The sequence below is a fragment of the Arthrobacter sp. ERGS1:01 genome, assembly GCF_001281315.1.
In the GTDB taxonomy this organism is placed as follows: Bacteria; Actinomycetota; Actinomycetes; order Actinomycetales; family Micrococcaceae; genus Specibacter.
The window spans coordinates 2,768,656-2,790,656 of sequence record NZ_CP012479.1 but is presented as its reverse complement, the minus strand read 5'-3'; the positions used below and the strand labels follow the sequence as shown (position 1 = coordinate 2,790,656).

Here is a 22,001-nt window from a genome sequence, read left to right as displayed (position 1 = left end):
CAACTCCGTTGACTTGGTTGACATGATGTGGCAAATGCCTCCCCGGCGGTGCCGGCCGGATGCCGTAGAATTGAGCAGTGCCCGTGTATCTAGACCACGCGGCGACCACGCCCCTTTCGGCCCCGGCCCTCGCCGCACTCACCTCCGTCATCGCCCGTCCCGGCAACCCCTCATCGCTGCATGGGGCAGGCCGTCGCGCCCGCGCCACCGTCGAGGCGTCCCGTGAAACCATCGCGGCGGCCGCCGGCGCCCACCCCACCGAGGTCATCTTCACCTCCGGCGGCACCGAGGCGGACAACCTCGCCGTCAAGGGCCTTTTTTGGAACCGCCGCGACGCCGATCCCCGCCGGACCCGCATCCTGGTCTCCGGCGTCGAACACGCCGCCGTCCAGGACACCGTGGAATGGCTGGAAAAGCACGAAGGCGCCCAGGCCGTCTGGCTCCCCGTCGATGAAAGCGGCACCGTGAGCCTGGCAGCACTGGCCCGCGAGCTCGACGACGGCGGCGCGGACACCGTGGCCCTCATCAGTTGCATGTGGGCCAACAACGAGGTCGGCACCATCGAGCCCATCGCCGGGATCGTGGAGCTCGCCGGCGCCCACGGCATCCCCGTGCACTCCGACGCCGTCCAGGCCTTCGGCTCCGTGCCCGTGAACTTCAAGAAATCCGGACTGGCCGCCATGTCCATCAGCGGGCACAAGATCGGCGGGCCCGTCGGCGTCGGCGCGCTCCTGCTGGGCCGCGCCGTGTCATTGACTCCCGTCCAGCACGGCGGGGGACAGGAACGCGGCGTCCGCTCCGGCACCCTGGACACTGCTGGAATCGCCGCCTTTGCCGCCGCCGCACAGGACGTCACCGACAACCTGTCCGACGAAAGTGCCAGGATCGCCGCCCTCCGCGACGGGATCATCGCCGCCGTCCGTGCGGCCGTGCCGGACGCCGTGCTGCGCGGCGTGGACCCGGCCGTCAACCCGGCCGGCCGCCTACCCGGCAACGCCCATTTCACGTTTCCCGGCTGCGAGGGAGACTCGCTGCTGTTCCTGCTGGACATGGCCGGCATTGAATCCTCCACCGGCTCGGCCTGCACGGCCGGCGTGCCCCGACCCTCCCACGTGCTCCTGGCCATGGGCCTGGACGAGGACACGGCACGTGGCGCACAACGCTTCAGCCTCGGGCATACATCGAGCCCGGAAGACGTTGAAGCCTTTGTGGCCGCGTTGCCGCAAGCACACGCACGCGCAAAAACAGCCGGCATGGCCGGGCATCAATCGTCGATCCAAACGGCGAGTACGCAGTAGCGGCCGGCCCAAAGCCTGCGCTTTGTAGGTGCCCCGCCCGCTTCGCGGGCGCCCGAAGCCGCTCCCGGGTACCTACAAAGCTTCGGCTTTGAACGGGCCGGCACGGCCAGTCGCAGTTTGCGACGAGTGATTGATTTTTTGTTCCAACTGAAAGGTACGTAATGCGAGTATTGGCCGCCATGAGTGGCGGGGTTGACTCCGCCGTTGCCGCCGCCCGCGCCGTGGAAGCCGGGCACGACGTCGTCGGCGTCCACCTGGCCCTCTCCCGCATGCCCGGAACCCTGCGCACCGGCAGCCGCGGCTGCTGCACCGTGGAGGATTCCAACGACGCGTGGCGGGCGTGCGACAAACTCGGCATTCCGTACTACGTCTGGGACTTCTCCGAACGGTTCAAGGAGGACGTGGTCCAGGACTTCATCGACGAATACGCCGCCGGCCGCACCCCGAACCCGTGCATGCGCTGCAATGAGCGCATTAAGTTCGCGGCGCTGCTGGAGAAGGCCATCGCGCTGGGCTTCGACGCCGTCTGCACGGGCCACTACGCCAAGGTCATCACGGACGCCGACGGCAACCCGGAACTGCACCGCGCCGCCGACTGGGCCAAGGACCAGAGCTACGTGCTCGGCGTGCTGACCCACGAGCAGCTCAAGCACTCCATGTTCCCGCTCGCGGACACCCCGTCCAAGGCCGAGGTCCGGGCCGAGGCCGAGCGCCGCGGCCTGTCCGTGGCCAAGAAGCCGGACAGCCACGACATCTGCTTCATCTCCGACGGCGACACCGCTGGCTGGCTGGCCGAAAAGATCGAGATGACCGACGGCGACATCGTCGACGAGACCGGCAACAAGGTGGGCGGCCACACGGGCGCCAACCAGTTCACGGTGGGCCAGCGCCGCGGCCTGAAGCTGGGAACCCCGGCCGCCGACGGCAAGCCGCGCTTCGTGCTGGAGATCCGGCCCAAGGAAAACAAGGTCGTCGTCGGTCCGCACGCGTTGCTGGCCATCGACGAGCTCAAGGGCATCAAGGTCTCCTGGGCCGGGCTGCCCATCGCCGAGGTCGCCACCGGCGCCGAATTCGACTGCTACGCCCAGGTGCGCGCGCACGGCGATCCCGTGCCCGCCCGCGCCTTCGTCACCGAGGTGGCCGACGACGCCGGCACCCGCCAAACGCTGACCGTGACCCTGGGCGAGCCGCTGCGCGGCGTGGCTCCGGGCCAGACCGTGGTCCTGTACCAGGGCAGCCGCGTCCTGGGCCAGGCGACGATCGACACCGCCCGCTCACTGGCCCGCCCCGAGCTCTAGCCGCCCACCCCAACGCCGTATCACTTTTGGCTTGGATCCGGCTGACGCCGTATCACCTTTGGCTTGGATCCAGCTGACGCCGTATCACTTTTGGCATGAATCTACGCAACGCCGTATCACCACAGAGGTGATACGGCGTTGCTGATTTTCGCGCCAAAAGTGATACCGCATCGCCCATTTTCGCGCCAGAAGTGATACCGCATCGCCCATTTTCGCGCCAAAAGTGATACGGCGTCGGGCGGGGAGGGGATTTTGACCCACCACAAAAGGGCGTTCATTTTGGCGCGCCCGGAGATGTCATAGCCGCCCACGAGTGACCGGCCTGGCGTACACTTCCGTTCAAGGTGACTTGGCTCATGGAAGGTACTGATATGCCCCCGCACTTGATTCCAAACCCGCTGCAACTACTGGAACGCGCTCTCGAGCAGTGCTCCGAAGTGATTGCCGCGATCTCCTCCAACCAGGCCCATTGGCCCACGCCCTGCGTGGAGTGGAACGTCCAGGATCTCCTGCACCACCTGGTGGTCCAGGACCTGCACAATTACACCGTGATGGCGCGTGGTAGCAACGTGGACCCGCAGGCTGCGGCGGCCACCGTGGGCGCGGATTGGTCCACGCGTTTTAGCGACGGGGCGGCCATGCTGATGCGGGTCTGGAACGCCGCCGACCTCAGCCGGCAAGTAGCGCTGCCCGGCGGCGGGGAAGCCCCGCTGCGCAGCCGGATCGGCCTGCAAATTGCCGAGTTCACGGTTCATTCCTGGGATCTGGCCAAGGCCACCGGCGTACCGGTCGTCCTGGATCCGACGCTGGCGGACCAATCCCTGGCGTGGTCCCAGCGAGTCATGAAACCGGAGTACCGGGGCCCGGACAAGGCGTTTGGCCATGAGGTGCGGGTGCCCCTGAATGCGGATAATTATGCACGCCTGGCCGGCTGGTTTGGCCGCAATCCGCAATTCGTGCCCGGCCCACGGGCGGAATCCCTAAAGTAACCATCTGATTGCAACTTCCTCCTCCATGCCCGGAGCAAGCTCATTGTCTGGTACAAAGTAAACATCAGGCAAGTGGTGCAGGTCACACAACGTAGTGTGGCCTGTTCCATGTGAAGCACTAGAGAAAGTTTGCTGATGGCTAAGAACATGTTTGGACTGCGCTCGGTGATCGCCGTCGCGGGTGTATCAATGCTGGCATTGACCGCCTGCACGGGTCCCAGCAGCAGTGGGGGCGGCAGCGCCGGTGGCGGATCCGCCGGCGGGCCGGTGGTACTGGGCACCACGGACAAGGTCACCTTCCTTGACCCGGCCGGCTCCTACGACAACGGTTCGTTCATGGTGATGAACCAGATTTACCCCTTCCTGATGAATACCAAGCCGGGCGCCAAGGATCCCACGCCGCAACCGGACATAGCCGTTTCGGCATCGTTCACCACCCCCACCGACTACACGGTCAAGCTCAAGCCGGGTCTGAAGTGGGACAACGGCACGGCCCTTGATTCCAAGGACGTGAAGTTCACCTTCGACCGCCAGCTGAAAATCAACGACGAGAACGGCCCGGCATCACTGCTGGGCAACCTTGAGAGCGTCTCTGCGCCCGACGCCACCACCGTGGTGTTCAAGCTCAAGACGCCCAACGACCAGACCTTCGCCCAGGTGCTGACAAGCCCCGCCGGCCCCATCGTCGATGACACCGTATTCAGCCCGACCTCGGTGACCAACGACGACACCATCATCAAGGGCAAGTCCTTCGCCGGCCAGTACACGATTGATTCGTACAAGAAGAACGAGCTCATCGCGTTCAAGAAGTACGCCGGCTACCAGGGCCTGTTGGGCCCGGCCAAGTCCGACGCCACCATCAAGTACTACGCCAGCTCCAACAACCTCAAGCTGGACGTGCAGCAGGGCAACATCGACGTCGCCTGGCGCAGCATGACCGCCACGGACATCGACAGCCTCAAGTCCGACAGCAAGGTCAATGTCGACATCGGCCCCGGCGGCGAGCTGCGCTACATCGTGTTCAACTTCAACACGATGCCGTACGGAGCCAAGACGTCCACGCCCGACGCCGCCAAGTCGCTGGCCGTCCGCCAGGCAGCCTCCGACATGATCGACCGCAACGCCATCGCCACCCAGGTCTACAAGGGCACCTACCTGCCGGCCTTCTCCTGGGTTCCGCAGGGCTTCACTGGCGCCATCGAGCCCATGAAGGCTAACTACGGCGACGGCAACGGCGGCCCCGATGCCGACAAGGCCAAGAAGGCACTTGCCGACGCCGGCGTGCAGACCCCGGTGACGCTGAACCTGCAGTACAACTCGGACCACTACGGCCCGTCGTCGTCCGACGAATACGCGCTGATCAAGACCCAGCTGGAAAAGGGCGGCCTGTTCAAGGTCAACCTGCAGTCCACCGAGTGGGTCTCCTACTCTGCCAATAGGACCAAGGACGCCTACCCGCTGTACCAGCTCGGTTGGTTCCCGGACTACTCCGACGCCGACAACTACCTGAGCCCGTTCTTCAGCGCCAACAACTTCCTGAAGAACCACTACGACAACCCGTCGGTCCAGGCGATGATCGAGAAGCAGCGCTCCACGACCGACCCGGCCGCCCGAACCAAGCTCATCGAGGACATCCAGACGGCCGTGGCCAAGGACGTCCCGACGCTGCCGCTGCTCCAGGGCGCCCAAGTGGCCGTCTCGGGCAAGAGCGTCAACGGCGTCAAGGACACCCTTGATCCGTCGTTCAAGTTCCGGCTGGGCGTGCTGTCCAAGGGCTAGGCCCGGCTCGAGCGGACATGACACACGCGAGGTGAAGGCGGGGAATCCCATGGATGCCCCGCCTTCACCTCGCGCAACCACCACCCATAGCACTGATGAACTGAGCTTTCATGACAGCAATGATTGAGTTGCCCGAGGCCCAACCGGCCGGGCAAATCCCCACACGCAAAAACAAGTCTGGGGGGAGCCTGGGCAAATACCTTCTGATCAGGTTCCTATTGATCTTCCCCACCATCCTGATCCTGGTCACCATGGTTTTCTTCCTGATGCGGATCACCGGCGATCCCATCACGGCGGCCCTGGGTGGACGCCTGCCACCCGACCAACTGGCCCAACGCATCCATCAAGCCGGGTATGACCGGCCCATCTTTGTCCAGTACTTCGAGTACCTTGGCCAGCTGCTCAAGGGCAACTTTGGCCGCACCATTTCCGACAACCTCCTGGTCACCGACATGCTGGCCACCTACGGGACGGCCACGCTTGAACTGGCCATCAACGCCCTGATCGTGGCACTCGCCGTGGGCATTCCGTTGGGCATGCTTGCCGCGTACAAGCGCGACAAGTGGCAGGACGCCGTGCTCCGCGTCTCCGCGATCCTGTTCTACGCCACCCCCGTCTTCTTTGCCGGGTTGTTGCTGAAGCTGGTGTTTTCCGTCTGGCTGGGCTGGCTGCCCGTGGCCGGGCGGGCCAGCATCGACACCGAGGTGTTCATGACAAACCTGGCCAGTCCCACCGGAATCTACTGGCTGGACGCCCTGCGCAGCGGCAACATGGACGCGTTTTGGGACGTCGTGCAGCATTCAATCCTGCCCGCCGTGGCGTTGGGCTTCCTGACGGCCGGGATCTTCCTGCGCCTGGTCCGCACCAACGTGATCGGCACCCTCGGCAAGGACTACGTGGAGGCCGGCCGCTCCCGCGGTGTCAGCGAATACCGACTGGTCACCAAGCACGCCTACAAGCCGGCGCTGATCCCCATCATCACCGTCATGGGCCTGCAAATCGCGCTGCTGCTCGGCGGCGCCGTACTGACGGAGACCACCTTTGAGTGGAAGGGGCTTGGGTTCCAGCTGGCCTCCTACCTGACGGCCCGCGACTACGTGGCCGTGCAGGGCATCGTGGTGCTGCTGGCAGTGATCGTGGCCCTGACGAACTTCATCGTGGACGTTATCGCAGCGCTCATCGACCCAAGAGTGAGGTACTGACATGGCAGAGACAAAGCAGTCACTGTTCAGCAGGCTGCCCGTGGTGTCGCAGCTTAAAAAGAGCGTAGGGCTCCAGCGCGGCATGCTCGTCTCCGGGCTGGTGATCACGGTCATCTTCCTACTGACCGCGGCTCTCGCCCCCATGGTGGCCCCCTACGGCTTCAGCCAGCAATTCAGCGAAACCCAGGCACCGCCGTCGTCCGCCCATATCTGGGGCACGACGGCGGGTGGTTACGACGTCTTTTCCCGCACCATTTGGGGTGCCCAGACTGCGGTTTTAGTGGTGGTCATCGCGGTATTCCTGTCTATCTTCGCCGGCGTCATTCTGGGTTTGGTCTCCGGTTACATCGGTGGCTGGCTGGACCGGATCCTGGTGGTCGTGGCGGACGCTATCTACGCCTTCCCCACACTTCTGCTGGCCATCGTGATGTCGATCGCCATCAGCGGGGGAAATTCAAGCCTGTGGGGCGGTATTTTCTCGGCGGCGATTTCCATCACCGTGGTGTTCATCCCGCAGTATTTCCGGGTGATCCGTGCCGAGACCATCCGGTTGAAGGCCGAACCGTTCGTGGAGTCCGCCATCGTGGTGGGCGCCTCCAGCGTGCGCATCATGGCCCGGCACATCTACAAGAACGCCACCCGGACGCTGCCGCTGATCTTCACGCTGAACGCCTCCGAGGCGATCCTGACGCTGGCTGCCCTGGGCTTCCTGGGCTTCGGCATTGAACCGACATACGCGGCGGAATGGGGCTACGACCTCAACCATGCCCAGTCCGACGCAACCGCCGGCATCTGGTGGACAGGCGTGTTCCCCGGTGCCGCGATCGTGCTGACGGTGCTTGGGCTGACGCTGCTGGGTGAGTCCATGAATGACCTGAACGATCCGCGGCTGCGCGGACGCAAGCGGGCCGGCAGGAAGAAGGCCCGCAATGACAACCCGGGCAATGACAACAAGGAGTTGGTGGACGCATGAGCCGGCACAGCGAAGTTCCAGCCGAGGGCGGAGCAGACATCCGCCCCGTCCTGGACGTTGACCGCCTCAGGGTCACTTTTGCCACCGACGCCGGGGACGTGCACGCCGTCAAGGACGTGTCCTTCACGGTGGCGCCGGGGGAGATCGTGGCGATCGTGGGCGAGTCCGGTTCCGGCAAGACCGTCACGGCCAAGACCATCCTGGGCCTGCTGCCGGAAACGGCGCAGAGCAACGGCGCCGTGATCATCAGCGGCAACGACGTGATCAGCGTCAGCGCCCACCAGCTGCGCCAGATCCGCGGCCGCGATGTCGCCATGGTGTTCCAGGAGCCGTCCACGGCGCTGAACCCGGTGTACACGGTGGGCTGGCAAATTGCCGAGGGCCTGCGCGCGCACCGGCCCGAGGGCAAGCGGGTGGGCCGGCGTGAGGCCCGCGGGCTCGCAATCGATGCCCTGCGCAAGGTGGGCATCCCGGAACCGGAGAAACGGGTGGACTACTACCCGCACCAGTTCTCCGGCGGGCAGAAGCAGCGCGTCGTCATTGCCGCCGCACTCGCCTTGAACCCGGGCTGATTGTGGCCGACGAACCCACCACGGCCCTGGACGTCACGGTCCAGGCCGAGATCCTCGAACTGCTCCGCGACCTGCGGGACCGCTTCGGTACCTCGATTGTGCTGATCACGCACAACATGGGCGTCGTGGCGGACCTGGCGGACCGCGTGGTGGTCATGTTCCAGGGTGACGTGGTCGAGGAAGCGAGCGCGGAAGTGCTCTTTGCCGAACCGAAGCAGGCCTATACGCAAAAGCTGCTGGCCGCCGTGCCGCACCTGGGCCGCAACTCCGCCTCGGCGGGATTCACGGAGCGGGCCTACCAGGACGCCGAGGTGCTGGTCCGCGCCACGGACCTGGAGATCGAATACCCCGGACGGCTGGGCAGCCCCGCCTTCCGCGCCGTGGACAAGGTCTCCTTCACCATCAGCGCCGGTGAGGTGTTTGGCCTGGTGGGTGAGTCCGGCTCGGGCAAGACCACCATTGGCCGGGCCATCGCCGGGCTGAACCGGACCACGGGCGGCTCGCTGAACGTGCTCGGCTACGAAATGCTCAACTATAAGGAACGCAGCTTCCGCCCCTTGCGCAAGGACATCGGCTTTGTGTTCCAGGACCCGGCCGCCTCCTTCAACCCGCACCTGACCATTGGCGAGTGCGTGGCCGAGCCCCTCCTCATCCACACCAAGATGAGCGGGCCGGCCGTCACCAAAAAGGTGGGGGAGCTGCTCGAATCGGTGCAGTTGCCGGCCGCCTATGCCAGGAGGTTCCCGCATGAGCTCTCCGGCGGGCAGCGCCAGCGGGCCTCCCTGGCACGCGGACTGGCGCTGCAGCCGAAGCTGCTCATCGCCGATGAGCCGACGTCGGCCCTGGACGTTTCCGTCCAGGCGAAGGTGCTGGAGCTGTTCCGCGAGATCCAGGCCGAACTGGGCTTTGCCGCCCTGTTCATCAGCCACGACCTTGCCGTGGTTGACATCCTGGCCGAGTGGGTCGGCGTGCTGTACAAGGGCAGGATGGTGGAGCAGGGGATTGGGAACCAGATCATGGGCAACCCGCAGGATGACTACACCAAGCGGCTCATTGCCTCCCTGCCCGTGCCCAACCCGGCCGAGCAAGCCGAGCGCCGGGCGGTGCATCAGGCTCTACTGGCCAGCAGGTGACAGCAATCAGGTAGCGGTGGCGGTGGTGTGCGGGCGTGGACACGGGTTTTGCCCGCCCCGCACACCACCTAAACTGTTTTCATGACCGAACCGAGCCACGCCACCGAGGCCGCGCACTTGTCCGTTGAAGACTTTGACCCGGCCGCAAGCTCCCTGACCGGCGCCGTCGACCCCGCCGTCATGGCCGAGCTGCTGTCCATCCGCTCCAGCATCGACAACTTTGACGCCACCTTGGTGTACCTGCTGGCCGAACGGTTCAAGGCCACCCAGCGCGTGGGCATCCTCAAGGCCCGGCACCAGCTGCCCCCGGCCGACCCCAACCGCGAGCTCGCCCAGATCCAGCGCCTGCGCGCCCTCGCCGAGTCCGCCCACCTGGACCCCGCCTTCGCCGAAAAGTTCCTGAACTTCATCATCAGCGAGGTCATCCACCACCACCAGGCCATCTCGGAGAGCCACTCCGCCGTCGCCGCCACGGGCGCAGTGCCGGTGGTCAGCCTGGACGGCCAGGGATTTGTTGGTGCCCCCGGCACCGGCGACGGCGGCCACCTCAGTTGAGCGGCCTCCCCACCCCGGGTGTCCTCCATTGAGCGGACACGCCATCCCGGGTGAAATGGTCGACGCCGGCCCGTCGGCACTGGGCGAGGAAATCGGCGCGACAGCCCTCGGCCCCTGGCCGGGAACCGACCCCGTGGAGGCCGCAAAGGTTTCACTGGGCATTTTCACGCCACCGCACCTGCCGTCGCTCGTGGAACTGCCGGCTCGCGGTATCGGTTCCGACGCCGTGGGCCGCACCGCGGCACTGCTCGTCGAGCTGCCCGTGGACGTCCAGCCGTATGGCTGGCGCTTCGTGGACAGGCCCGGCAACGACCACCGCCGCGCCGTCTCCGCACTGTCCACGGACATCAACGTGTTGGCCGACGTCGCCGGCGCCGCCGAACTGCAGCCGGCAGAGTTGAAACTGCAACTCGTGGGCCCCTTTTCCCTGGCCGCGGTCATCCACCTGCACTACGGCGAGCGGGCGCTGCGCGACTACGGCGCCCGGCGGGACGTGGCCCAGTCACTGGCCGCGGGGCTCACCGCGCACGTCGAGAAGGTCCGCGCCGCCGTCCCCGGAGCCGAACTGACGCTGCAAATCGACGAACCCGACATCGCCGCGGCGCTGGCCGGCACCATCCCCACGGCGTCCGGCTACCGGACCCTGCGCTCAATCCCCGGCTCCGAGCTGCGCCAGAGCTGGTCCGCCTTCGTCCAATCCGCCCGCGACGCCGGCATCGCCAAGGTCGCCATCAACCTCCCGGTCCCGGCGCGGGGGCAGGCCAATCCGATGGCGGATCCGGAACGGGACGCTGCCGAGACGGCATCCTGGCGCAAGGCCCTCGAACTTGCCCTGGAGTGCGGCATCGACGCGATAGCCCTCCCGCTGCACCACCTCGACACCGGCCACTGGGAACAACTGGCGGGCGCCGTCGAGTCCGGCACCTCCATCTGGGCCGGGGCCGTTCCGGTGCGCGCCGGGCAGCTGCCGCCGTCGTACTCAGCCCTCGTGGAGCGCGTGATGCGGCCGTGGCACGGCCTGGGCCTGCCGGAATCGTCGCTGAACCGGCTCCGCATCACCCCGGAATCCGGCCTGGCGGCCCTGTCGCCCGTGGAAGCCCGGGAAGTTGTGAACCGCACACTTGAGGTGGCGGACGCACTGAGCGAAATCCGCAACGCCTGATCGATCCGCGCCCCCACAGTGCGGACAACGCAATGAAAGGATGCCGTCATGGTTGAACGCAACGAGGCCCCGCGGGGCCTCGTGATGCACGGATTCGGTGCGGGCAGCGAGCAGGTGACCGCGGCCTTTCGCAGCGCGGGAAATGCTGCAAAGGCCTTGCCCGGGGCCGTGATTGAGCTTGTCATCCAGGGCCCGGCCGTTGCCGCGCTGGTGATCGACGGCGAATTGGCGGCTCCCGTGGCGGCAGCCCTGGGAAACGGGGTTGCCGTCCTCGCCTGCGAGAACAGCATGCGGTCCGCGGGCGTGGACCGTGGCAGCTTGTTGCCCGGCGTAGCCTCGGTTCCGTCCGCCGTCGCCCACCTTGCGCAACGGCAATGGGATAACTGGGCGTACGCCCGCGTTTAGGGGAGGCCCTTAGAGCCGGCCGGCCGCTTTGAGCCGGATGTACGTGTCGGCAAGGTCCGGCGGGAGCTCGTGCGGCTGGGCGTCCACCACTTCGGCGCCCAGCTCCTTGATGAGGGCCGTGATCGCCGCCCGCCGGTTCAAGGCGTGTTCGGCGGCGGCCGCACGGTAGGCGAGCGTCGTCGTCGAACGTTCCAAACGGGCCGTGTCCAGGGCGGGGTCCCGGACCGAGGCAACCACCACCACGTGCTTGCGAGCCAGCTGGGCCACCAACGGGATGAGGCCCTCCTCGGCGGCCCCGGCGTCCAGCGAGGTCACCAACACCACGAGGGCCCGGTGCGCCGTGACGGCGCGGACCTGGCCCGGAACACCCGCCGCGTCCAGTTCAATGAGCTCCGGCTGCAGCGGCGCCAGGCCCTGCACCATGGCGTTGAGCATGTTTCCCTTGCCGGAGGAGGAGACCCGGGTGCGGACCCGGCGGTCGTAGGCGATCAGGCTGACCCGGTCACCGCCGCGTTCGGCCAGCACGGCCAGCAGCAGGGCCGCCTCGATGCCGGTGTCCAGCGCGGGCTCGTCGTCGATCCTTGCAGTGGAGGTGCGGGAGGTGTCGAGCACAATGACCACGCGGCGGTCGCGTTCGGGCCGCCAGGTGCGCACCACCACGTCGCGACGCCGGGCCGTGGCCCGCCAGTCGATGGAGCGGACGTCGTCGCCGCGCACGTAGTCGCGCAGTGAATCAAACTCGGTGCCCGCCCCGCGAATCTGCACGGCTGCCTTGCCGTCCAGTTCGCGCAGCTTGCGCAACTTCGACGGCAGGTGGCGTTTGGAGTGGAATGGCGGCAACACGCGCAAGGTGCCCGGCGCCGTGATGGTGCGTTGCCGCGCCGCCATGCCCAGGGGCCCGTAGGAGCGGACAGTGACGTGGTCGCTGCGCAGGTCCCCGCGCCGGCTCGGCATGAGCGCCACCGTCATGACGGCGCGCTCCCGGGGACGGATCCGCAGCTCTTGCAGGGCGTTGAGGGCACCCACGGACGGTTGCCAGCCGTCCTTCACCCGGGCCCGCAGCAACCGGCCGGCACCGTTGGCAACCGTGAGCGACGCCGTCGTGCCCTCACTGAGCCGGACACCGGCGGGGATGTCCCGGCGCAGGGACACCTTGCGTGGCGAGGCGGCCAGCAGCAGGTCGACCACCAGCACCAGGAGCACCACGGCAAGCGCCAGCAGCCAGGTGGAGGTGCGGGGCACGGCGATGACGGGCACCAGTGCCAGCATTGCCAGGAGGAAGAATCTGCCCGAAACGGCCATCCGTTACCGCCGGGCCTAACGCGGGACCGGGACCGTGGCGAGGATGGATTGCAGGATCCCGTCCACGGCCACGCCGTCCATCTCGGCCTCGGGGCGCAGCGCAACCCGGTGGCGCAGGGCCGGCAGCGCCAGGGCCTTGACGTCGTCGGGGGTCACGAAGCTGCGCCCGCACAGCCAGGCGTAGGCGCGGGCCGTCTTCAGCAGGGCCGTGGCGCCGCGCGGTGAAACACCGAGCTGGAACGACGGCGCCGTGCGGGTCGCGCGGACCAGGTCCACCACGTAGGCCAGGACTTCACCAGCCACACTGACCTGTGCCACGGCCTCGCGCGCCAGGGCAAGATCGGCGGCCCCTGCCACGGGGCGCACCCCGGCGGCATGGAGGTCCTGCGGGTCAAAGCCGAGGCTGTGCCGGCGGATCACCTCGATCTCCTCATCCCGGCCGGGCAATTCCATGGTGAGCTTGAGCAGGAACCTGTCCAGCTGGGCCTCGGGCAGCGGGTAGGTGCCCTCATATTCGATGGGGTTCTGCGTGGCCGCCACCATGAACGGGGCCGGCAGTTTCCTGGACACGCCGTCCACGGAGACCTGGTGTTCCTCCATGGCCTCCAGCAGGGATGCCTGCGTCTTGGGAGGGGTCCTGTTGATCTCGTCGGCCAGCAGGATGTTCGTGAACACGGGCCCCTCGCGGAACGTGAATTCGGAGCTGTGGGCGTCGTAGACGAGGGAGCCGGTGACGTCGCCGGGCATGAGGTCGGGGGTGAACTGGACCCGTTTCGTGTCAAGGCTCAGGGCCGTGGACAGGGCCCGCACCAGCAGTGTCTTGGCCACCCCCGGTACACCCTCAAGGAGCACGTGCCCGCCGGCCAGCAGGGCGATGAGCAGCCCCGTGACGGTGGATTCCTGGCCCACCACGGCCTTGGCCACCTCGGTGCGGACCTGCAGGAGGGCCGCGGCGGGGGCGTGGTTGGCCGGCAGGGTTTCCGGGTACGGTGAGCTCATCGTTGGGTGACTTCTTCCTCTAGGGCCGCCAATTGCGTGGCCATGGTCAACATTTCCTTTTCATTCCGGGGCACGCCGGCCACCAGGAGCTGGTGCAGTTCCCGGCCATTCCGTCCGGTGTGTCCGGCCACCGCGGCGACGACGGCGTCCGGGCCTGCCGTTGCCCCCAGCCGCAGTTGCCGGGCGAGCCGGGTCAGCGTGGCGTGTTGGAGCGTCCGGGCCGCGGTGTCCACGGCCTTCGCGTCCTGGTAGAGCCGGGCCCGGCCCGTGACGGTCTCGGAGGCCTTGACGATGACCGGCAGTGGTTCGGTCACGAGTGGGCCGTTCCGCCGGCCCCGCCACAGCATGCCCACCACGCCCACCAGCAGCAGCCAGGCCGACGCCGGGAAGATCCACGCCGGGGTGAGCTCGGCCAGGCTGGGCGGCTGGGATGCCACCGGAACGTCCTTGAGTGAGGCCGTGTACCAGATCAGCTGCGGCCGGCTTCCCAACAGCCGGAACACCAGGGCCGCGTTGCCCCGGCTGGCCAGGCTGTTGTTGCTGACGACGCCGGCATTGCCGAGCACGCTGACGGAACCGGTGCTGTTGCTTGCCAGCAGGCCTGCCGTGCCGCCGTCCGGCGTGAAGCAGGTCTGCGTGCCCCGGTACAGGAAAACGGAGGTGCCGCTGCCGGCAGTGCCCAGGCCGTCAATGCTTTCGGAGTCGATGGAGCCTGCGGCGGAGGCATCCGGGTTGGCGCAATCGGCCTGTACCGCTGCGGCGCCGGCCGGGGCAACGCCGGCGCTCGAGATGTCGCTGCTGAGCTTTTGCACGGCCAGCGGGCCCGGGGCGATCCCCACCACCTTGGCATCGTGGTCGGTGGCGGCGCCGGACAGCTCGGCGAGCTGGGTCGGGCGGAGCAGTGTTTGGGGGTCATAGACCAGCACGGTGCTGGCGGCCGGGCCGTTGGCTTGGAGGGCCGCGATCGTGGCCTCCAGCGAATCGGTGGCGGTGACCTCCACGCCCTGGCCGCGCAGCACGGACGCGGCGGCCCGGCCTCCCTCGGGCGCGGGATTGTCGATCGCCAGGGGGCCGCCGCTGCGCTGCCCGGACAAGCCAAGCACCACGCTCACGGTGATGACCAGCACAAACGCGGTCCCGGCCAAGAGCCAGAACCGGTGCTTGCGCCACCAGGTGCGCAGCCGTTCGGACCGGGTGCCGCCGTCGGCCGCAAAGACGGCCCGGGCGTCCGGCCCATTGGCGGGTTCCGTCGCGGGGGCTGTGGAAGGCGCCGGTGCCGGGGCGCTCACGGCGCCACCAGCTCGTCGGCATAGACGGGCTTGGCGGCGGATATGGCCCGGTCGGTGGCCACCAATTCCGCCAGGAGCGACTGCGAGGCTTTGGCATGGCCGTAACGCACGGCGTTGAAGATGTCGGCCGCGCGGAGCAGGGCCTGTCCATGCGCGGGGAAGGCGCGCTGCAATTCGGCGGCAACCTCGGCGGCAGTCCGCCCGGGTGCAGGGGAGACGACGTCGCGCTCCTCGCCGGCGCGGACCAGGGCCCGGAATTGCTCGCTGACGGCCGTGTCCAGGTCCCCGGCGGCGGCCGCCGCGCGGGCCAGCGACCTGTGCTGCCCGGCGGTGAGCACGGAGGGTCCGGCAAAGACCGCCGCATCCCTGGCCCGTTTCCGGTTGAGCCTGGGCCGGACAACGGCGACGGCGGCAATGACCGCCACCAGGAGAATGCCGATCACCACCAGCAGTCCGGCGTTGGCGTTCAGGGAGCCCATGCCATCGAGGAAGCCGGCAAGCGCCTTCTTGACCCAGGCGATAAATTGTTCGGCGAGGCCCGGCTTGGCGTTTTGATACACGGCCTTGGCCAATTCCTCAGCAGCCCAACGGCGCGCCTCATCGGCCCCCGGGGTGACGGGGACATCGAAGCCAAGGGCCCCCGGGAGGGCCGCGAGTGCGAGCATGGGCGCCACGCCGCGGCTACTGCCCGGTGAACTGGGCCGGTGGCTGCGGTGCCGGAGGCTGCTGGGCAGGCGGGTATTGCGTCGGGGGGTATTGCTGTGCCGGGGGATAGTGCTGGGGCGGGTAGGGCTGCTGCGGGTACTGCTGGGGAGGGTAGGGCGCCCCGGGCTGCCGGCCCGCCACGGCGGTGACGGATGCGTCGCGGCCGGGGATCCCGCCGTCGTCCGTGCCCGTCTCGGATTCCTTGAGCAAGGAAACATCGAAGCCGTCGCGGCGCATGCGCAGGTCCACATAGATCAACGCCATGACGCCGGTCTGGAACGCGACAGTTACGGCGCCCACGAGGGCGCCGATGAACGTGGAAATAACCTGCGAAACGAGGGTGACGTTCACCATTTGCTCGGCCGTGGCATGGGGCATCATGACGGGCAGGAGGAAACCCAGAAGCAAGGTGACCGGCGTGGTGATGACCCCGCCGATGAACGACGCGATGACGGCGGCCAACACCGAAATTCCAAAGGTGCGCCACCAGTTCCGGGCGGTCAACTGCCAGGAGCGCTTGATGGCCGCAAAGACGCCGATGTTCTCCACCACGATCGCGGCGGGCGCAATTAGCACCTTGGTACCGGCCCAGATCCCCGCTGCCAGGAACGGCAGGCTGAGCAAGAGTGCGATGCCAATGGCCGCAAAGCCGTTGGAACCGCTGCCCACGCTGCCCGTGGCATAAAGCAGGCCCACCAGAATTCCGAAGTAGGCGCCGGCCGCCACGAGGAAGGCGAGCCCATAGACCACGGCGAGCAGGAGCAGGGATCCGATGCGCGGTTTGACCAGCTGCCACATTTGGCCAAAACCGGTTTTTTGGTTCAGCACGGCGCGCAGCACGGGGACCACCAGGGCGCCCTGCAGCACCATCTCCAGCAGCCCGGAAATCAGCGAGACGGCAATCAGGGCAAGGGAGAGTTGCAGGACCCCGCCCAGAAGCTGGTTCAGCTGCGCCTCGGTGGGTGCCGACTCGGCGAAGGAACCGTTGAGGAGCTCGGTGCCCAACGTTGAGCCGAACGCCGTCAGGGTGACGGCCAGGGTGAGGACGGCGGTCAGGATTTGGAAGATGAGGGCCGAACCGAACATGGCCTTGCCATTGCGGCGGGCAGCCTGGAAGGCGCCGTCGAGCACCTCGCCAAGGCGCAGCGGGCGCAGCGGGATGACCCCGGGCTTGGGCGGGGCCACGTACCGGCCGTAGCCGGGCTGGCCATAAGGGGGTTGTCCGTAACCGGGCTGACCGTAACCCTGACCGGGTTGCTGCGGACCGGGCGGCGGCGCGTACTGGCCCCATTGGGGTTGTTGCGGCTGGCCCCACTGCTGGCCCCACTGTTGGGGCGCGGCGGGTTGCTGCGGCTGGCCCCCGGCGGGCGGGTTGCCGGCGGGTGGGTTGAAGACGGGCGGCGCGTATTGGCCCCAGCGCGGTTGCGGGAGCTGCGCGTCGGCCGGGGGACTTGCCGGCGGCGCGACGGGGGGTTGCCCGGGGATGGCGGGGATTTGCGGCGGGGCGGCATCGGGGCCCGGCCCAGGCTGTGGAGCTGCCGGTGGTTGCTGTGGTTCGTTCGTCATGCTGTTCCCCTAGTACATAGCCCGATCGATCTTCCGCTGTTCACCGCCGGTGGTCGCTTGCGCCCAACTGCTGCACGGGTGACGCCGGCCATTCGGAATCCTTGACGGGCTTCCTCCTTCAAACCCTATCGTCGAAGATCCGGATTTGCCGCGTGGCGGCCGGTCGCTCGCGCCATATTTTCCGCAGTATGCGCCTGCCGGGCCTGCATCGACCTTCCGTTACGGACCTTCCGCAGCGCCTGCGGGTACACAGCCTGGACACCCGCGGGAGCCGCCCAATGAGTCCCCGGGCTGCCGTGACGGAGCGTCGATGGCGACTTTGTGTCCCGGATAGGCAAATATAGAACCATGAAGGCACGCATTTTAGTGGTTGACGACGACGAAGCACTGGCAGAGATGATAGGCATTGTGCTGCGCAATGACGGGTTTGACCCCGTCTTTTGTGCCGACGGTGCCAAGGCATTGGAAGTTTTCCGCGCCAACAAGCCGGACCTGGTGCTGCTGGACCTGATGCTTCCGGGCCTTGACGGCATCGAGGTGTGCCGTCAGATTCGCGGCGAGTCGGACGTGCCGATCGTCATGTTGACGGCAAAGTCGGACACGTCCGACGTCGTTCGCGGCCTTGAATCAGGTGCCGACGACTATGTGGCAAAGCCGTTCAAGCCCGCCGAGCTGGTGGCCCGTGTGCGCGCACGCCTGCGCCCCGGTGACGTCAAGGCGCCCGAGACGCTCGTCATCGGCGAGATCAGCATTGACGTGGCCGGCCATGCGGTGCGCCGTGCGGGCGAACGTGTCCTGCTGACTCCGCTGGAATTTGACCTGCTGGTGGCCCTGGCCCGCAAGCCGTGGCAGGTATTCACCCGTGAGCTGCTGCTGGAGCAGGTGTGGGGCTACCGCCACGCCGCGGACACCCGCCTGGTCAACGTGCACGTCCAGCGTCTGCGCTCAAAGATTGAGCGCGACCCCGAGGCCCCCGAAGTGGTCCTGACCGTGCGCGGCGTGGGATACAAGGCCGGGCAGTAGCCTGGCCGGCAGTTCGGGCAACAGTGCAGCAGGAAACAGTGCAGGAAAAACGACGAAGTGAGCATTGACAGCACCTCCGGGCAGCCCGACGGCGCGGCCCCCGGTGACGGCGTCCCCGGAACTTTGGGACCCGGAACCCCCGGCCCCGCTGCATCGCTGTGGGGAAAATTGGCGGCCGGGACCGGCGCCGGGCTGGCCGCAGCGGGCCGGTTCCTGTGGCATGCCGCCCGACGGGTCCAGCGATCACTCTCACGGCGCTGGCGCACCTCCCTGCAGTTCCGCACGGTGCTGACCACGCTGGTGGTTGCCTCGATCGCCGTGGTGGGGGTGGGCGGCTACCTGGCCGGGCAGGTTTCCAACGGTTTGTTCAAGGAGCGCCTGGCCCAGGCCCAGCAGGAGTCCCTGCGTGGCGTCACCCAGGTCCAGGACAGTTTCAACAACGCAAGCCTCAGCGACCAGCCGCGCGTTTCGACCTATGTGAAGGACACGCTGAAACTGCTGGAGGTCGGGGGTGCGGATGACAACCGCAAATACCTGATGGTGAAGATCCCGGGCCAGACCAGCAAGCTTGCCGTCAGCTCCTCGGATTCCGGCGGCGTCACCGCGGCCATCATCCCCGATGACCTGCGCGCCGCCGTCCAGGGCGATCCCGACGGCCAGTTTTGGCAGTCGATCGCCCTGCCCACGGGGTCCTCGGGCGTCCACCCGGCGGTCGTGATCGGCAGTCAGGTCGAACTGCTGCAAACCAACTATGAGCTCTACATGATCTATGACCTGAACAGTGCTCAGGTCACCTTGAACTACATCAAATCGGTGCTGTGGCTGGCCGGCAGCGTCCTGCTGCTGCTGATCGGCGCCATCACCTGGTACGTGACCCGGATGGTGGTCAAGCCCGTCAGCCAGGCCGCCGCCGTCTCGGAAAAGCTGGCCGCCGGACGGTTGGAGGAACGCCTGCAGGTGGTGGGCGAGGATGAAATGGCACGCCTGGCCACCTCCTTCAACAAGATGGCCACCTCGCTGCAGGACCAGATCAACGCCCTGGCCACCCTCTCGGAAATGCAACAGCGCTTCGTCTCCGACGTATCGCACGAACTGCGCACCCCGCTGACCACCGTGCGCATGGCCGCCGAGGTCCTCTACGACGCCCGCGACGACTTCGATCCCGTCAACAAGCGCTCCTCCGAGCTGCTCTTCCACCAGGTGGAGCGCTTTGAACTGCTGCTGGCGGACCTGCTGGAGATCTCCCGGTTCGACGCCGGCGTGGCCGACCTCGACGTGGAATCCCTGGACATCTTCTCCGTGATTCATTCCGTGATCGACGTGGCAACCCCCGTGGCGGAGGCCAACAAATCGGAGCTTTCCGTGGTGACCCGCCTGCGCAACCACAAATGCGTGGTGGAAATGGACTCCCGCCGCATTGACAGGATCCTGCGGAACCTGGTGCTCAACGCCCTTGAACACAGCGAGGGCAACCCGGTGAAGATCTTTGTCTCCGCCGATGAAACCGCCGTCGCCGTGGCCGTCAGGGATTACGGAATCGGCATGTCCCCGGACGCCGTGGGGCACGTGTTTGACCGTTTTTGGCGTGCCGACCCGGCCCGCGCCCGCACCACCGGCGGCAGCGGCCTGGGCCTTTCCATCGCCATGGAGGATGCCCGGCTCCACGACGGCTGGCTGGACGCCTGGGGCGTGCCGGGAGAAGGCGCCTGCTTCCGGCTGACCCTGCCCCGCAAACGGGGAGGCGTGCTGACGCACTCGCCCGTGCCGTTGCCGCCCGACGGCGGAGTGGCCGCGACCGCCGACAGCCTGAACACCGGGCCCATCACCACCAACACCGGCTCCTTCGGGGTGGTCGGCGCGCTGGGCAGCATCCACCCGGCCACTGCCATCGACATCGGCAAGTCCGAAAGCCGGCACGAGGACCCCGTTGCGCCCGCGGCGGCACCCCGCACGGACTCCACGACGACGGGATACTAGGACATGGAAGGGACACGGAAAGCCATGATGGGACAGCGCTTGGCGGCAAACCGCAGCAGCCGGGCACGGCGAAAAGGCGTCGCAGCCTGGTTGGTGATGGTCGTCGTCGTGCTTTTCACGGCGGCCGCATGTGCCGCGATTCCCATCAGCGGGCCGGTGGGAAAGAGCGATCCGCTGGCGCCCCGCAACAACTCCGTGAACATCAACTTCCAACAGTTCGCACCCGTCGAGGGCGCCTCGCCGGAGAGCATCATCAGCGGTTTCATTGACTCCGGCACCGGGATCAACGACGACTACCAGGTGGCGCGGCTGTACCTCACGGCCGGGCTGGCACAGTCATGGGCGGCGGACAAACGCACCCTGGTCTACAAGAACACGTTCTCGGTGGCGCCCGGCAAGGAAAAGGACTCCTACGAGGTCACCTTCGACGTGGTCTCCACGGTGGACGCGACGGGGGTGCTGACCCCGGCCGCGGCCAATGCCAAGGAAACCATCGAGATGAAGCTTGTCCAGGTGGGAGGCCAGTGGCGCATCAGCGAAACCCCCGACGGCGTGCTGCTGGCGGACGCAAACTTCCAGACCCTTTTCAGCCCCGTTTCCCTGTACTTCTATGACCCCACCTTCACCTACGGCGTGCCCGACGTGAGATGGCTGACGGCGCGGTCTTCGCGGGCGTCCACCGCCATCGTCAAGGCCATGCTGGGCGGCCCGGCACCGTACCTGAAGGGCGCCGTGGTGAGCGCCTTCCCCAGCGGCATTTCGCTGGAACGCGACTCCGTGCCGGTGAACAACGGTGTGGCGAAGGTGGGCCTCGTGGCGCAGCCCTTGTTGGAGACAAGCGTGCGCCAGCGCCAACAAATGCGCGCGCAGCTGCTGGTCACCATGCAAAAGGCGCTCAACACCGTCACCGACGTCCAGTTCCTCGCCGATGACCGGGAGGTGGACATGGGAGGCTCCTCCGATTCTGTCCCGCCCATGATCATCGACAACCCGGTGCCGTCCACCCAGGTGGCGTTGTCCAAAAACGAACTGGTCAACTTCGACGGAACCCAGATTTCCGCCATCGCCAACGTTGGCCCGATCGCCGATCTGGCACCCTCGGCGCCCGCGGTGTCGTACTCGGGCAAGCAGTACGCGTTCCTTTCAAGCGGCGGAAACCGCATCTACAGTGTGGCCGCCGGCCGGTCGCCGGCCACGGCGATTTCGGGCGTGGCGCTCACGCCGCCGTCGTTCGCGCCCAACGGCTGGTTGTGGTCGGCGGAGGGCGACGGCTCCGGGACGGTGATGGCCATCAACGCGACCAACGGCGTCAAGGACGTCACCCCGGTGGTGCTGACGGTTCCGTGGCTGGTGGGCCGGCACGTGACCACGCTGCGCATTTCCCGGGACGGCACCCGCGCCCTGGTCATCTCCGACGCCGGGGGAGAGACCCAGGTGTCCGTCACGGGCATCGTGAAGGCCGGCGAGGCTCCCAAGGAGCTGACCGCGCCGATCACGCTCCCGCAGGCCGGAACGCCAACCCTGGGCGTCTGGGTGGGCGACACAAGCGTCGCCGTCATGGAGCCGTCGGCAACCCTGCCCGTCGCGATCGACGTCCTTGACCTGACCCGGGACCCCGTGTCGCTGAGTGAGCTCATGGGCATTGAATGGCTCAGTGCCGGGTCCGGGGTCCGCAACGTGCACGCGCAAAGCGCCACCGAGCTGTTCACGCTCATCGGCAACAACTGGGAGGTCTCCACCAAGGGCCTGCGGCAGGCGTCCTTCGCCGGCTAGG

17 protein-coding genes and 1 pseudogene are annotated in these 22,001 nt (G+C 67.2%); 13 read left to right on the top strand and 5 right to left on the bottom strand.

What is annotated here, in order from left to right; all coding sequences use genetic code 11:
* The first annotated feature begins 77 nt into the window (after positions 1–77).
* The 10 genes and pseudogenes from AL755_RS16550 (at position 78) to AL755_RS16505 (ending at position 11,366) form a co-directional block, all read left to right on the top strand.
* Positions 78–1,298 (top strand): cysteine desulfurase family protein, encoded by a 1,221-nt coding sequence (locus tag AL755_RS16550; RefSeq protein ID WP_054011946.1) that lies wholly within the window; start codon positions 78–80, stop codon positions 1,296–1,298.
* A 161-nt stretch (positions 1,299–1,459) separates the two neighbouring features.
* The gene (gene mnmA / locus AL755_RS16545) at positions 1,460–2,596 is read left to right on the top strand and encodes a tRNA 2-thiouridine(34) synthase MnmA (RefSeq protein ID WP_082369365.1); all 1,137 of its coding nucleotides are present in this window, start codon (positions 1,460–1,462) and stop codon (positions 2,594–2,596) included.
* A 356-nt stretch (positions 2,597–2,952) separates the two neighbouring features.
* Positions 2,953–3,585: a TIGR03086 family metal-binding protein gene (locus tag AL755_RS16540; RefSeq protein ID WP_082369364.1), complete on the top strand. Its 633-nt coding sequence runs from the start codon at positions 2,953–2,955 to the stop codon at positions 3,583–3,585.
* 135 nt (positions 3,586–3,720) lie between these two features.
* Complete coding sequence (locus AL755_RS16535) at positions 3,721–5,364, top strand: ABC transporter substrate-binding protein (protein WP_054013128.1); 1,644 nt, start codon at positions 3,721–3,723, stop codon at positions 5,362–5,364.
* Between the two features lie 110 nt (positions 5,365–5,474).
* Positions 5,475–6,566, top strand: a complete 1,092-nt coding sequence (locus AL755_RS16530; RefSeq protein WP_054011943.1) for an ABC transporter permease — start codon at positions 5,475–5,477, stop codon at positions 6,564–6,566.
* A gap of 1 nt (position 6,567) precedes the next feature.
* Positions 6,568–7,539 carry an ABC transporter permease gene (locus AL755_RS16525; protein WP_054011942.1) on the top strand — a complete coding sequence of 324 codons (972 nt, stop codon included), beginning with the start codon at positions 6,568–6,570 and terminating at the stop codon, positions 7,537–7,539.
* Positions 7,536–9,244: pseudogene (locus tag AL755_RS24315) on the top strand (dipeptide ABC transporter ATP-binding protein). Before AL755_RS16525 ends, AL755_RS24315 begins: the two are co-directional and overlap by 4 nt.
* 81 nt (positions 9,245–9,325) lie before the next feature.
* Entirely contained in the window at positions 9,326–9,799 is a 474-nt protein-coding gene (locus AL755_RS16515; RefSeq protein ID WP_082369363.1) for a chorismate mutase, read from the top strand.
* Positions 9,800–9,827: 28 nt separating this feature from the next.
* Complete coding sequence (locus AL755_RS16510; RefSeq protein WP_337589559.1) at positions 9,828–10,961, top strand: hypothetical protein; 1,134 nt, start codon at positions 9,828–9,830, stop codon at positions 10,959–10,961.
* A 48-nt stretch (positions 10,962–11,009) separates the two neighbouring features.
* The gene (locus AL755_RS16505; RefSeq protein WP_054011940.1) at positions 11,010–11,366 is read left to right on the top strand and encodes a DsrE family protein; all 357 of its coding nucleotides are present in this window, start codon (positions 11,010–11,012) and stop codon (positions 11,364–11,366) included.
* 9 nt (positions 11,367–11,375) lie between these two features.
* Here AL755_RS16505 and AL755_RS16500 read toward each other — a convergent pair whose 3' ends face one another.
* From AL755_RS16500 to AL755_RS24130, 5 genes are read right to left on the bottom strand one after another with little or no spacing between them, the layout of a single operon-like run.
* Positions 11,376–12,668 carry a DUF58 domain-containing protein gene (locus AL755_RS16500; RefSeq protein ID WP_054011939.1) on the bottom strand — a complete coding sequence of 431 codons (1,293 nt, stop codon included), beginning with the start codon at positions 12,666–12,668 and terminating at the stop codon, positions 11,376–11,378.
* A 15-nt stretch (positions 12,669–12,683) separates the two neighbouring features.
* Positions 12,684–13,667 (bottom strand): AAA family ATPase, encoded by a 984-nt coding sequence (locus tag AL755_RS16495; RefSeq protein ID WP_054011938.1) that lies wholly within the window; start codon positions 13,665–13,667, stop codon positions 12,684–12,686.
* Positions 13,664–14,956: a DUF4350 domain-containing protein gene (locus AL755_RS16490; protein ID WP_054011937.1), complete on the bottom strand. Its 1,293-nt coding sequence runs from the start codon at positions 14,954–14,956 to the stop codon at positions 13,664–13,666. The genes AL755_RS16495 and AL755_RS16490 overlap by 4 nt, the downstream gene beginning before the upstream one ends.
* Positions 14,953–15,621 (bottom strand): DUF4129 domain-containing protein, encoded by a 669-nt coding sequence (locus AL755_RS16485; protein WP_054011936.1) that lies wholly within the window; start codon positions 15,619–15,621, stop codon positions 14,953–14,955. The genes AL755_RS16490 and AL755_RS16485 overlap by 4 nt, the downstream gene beginning before the upstream one ends.
* A gap of 16 nt (positions 15,622–15,637) precedes the next feature.
* Positions 15,638–17,227 carry a hypothetical protein gene (locus tag AL755_RS24130; protein WP_150117151.1) on the bottom strand — a complete coding sequence of 530 codons (1,590 nt, stop codon included), beginning with the start codon at positions 17,225–17,227 and terminating at the stop codon, positions 15,638–15,640.
* Positions 17,228–17,575: 348 nt separating this feature from the next.
* Between AL755_RS24130 and mtrA the strand changes: the two genes are divergently transcribed.
* The 3 genes from mtrA to AL755_RS16465 are packed head-to-tail and all read left to right on the top strand — an operon-like array spanning position 17,576 to position 22,000.
* Complete coding sequence (gene mtrA / locus AL755_RS16475; RefSeq protein ID WP_054011934.1) at positions 17,576–18,250, top strand: MtrAB system response regulator MtrA; 675 nt, start codon at positions 17,576–17,578, stop codon at positions 18,248–18,250.
* A gap of 57 nt (positions 18,251–18,307) precedes the next feature.
* Positions 18,308–20,227, top strand: a complete 1,920-nt coding sequence (gene mtrB / locus AL755_RS16470; RefSeq protein ID WP_054011933.1) for an MtrAB system histidine kinase MtrB — start codon at positions 18,308–18,310, stop codon at positions 20,225–20,227.
* A gap of 24 nt (positions 20,228–20,251) precedes the next feature.
* Complete coding sequence (locus AL755_RS16465; RefSeq protein WP_054011932.1) at positions 20,252–22,000, top strand: LpqB family beta-propeller domain-containing protein; 1,749 nt, start codon at positions 20,252–20,254, stop codon at positions 21,998–22,000.
* Position 22,001 lies beyond the last annotated feature (1 nt).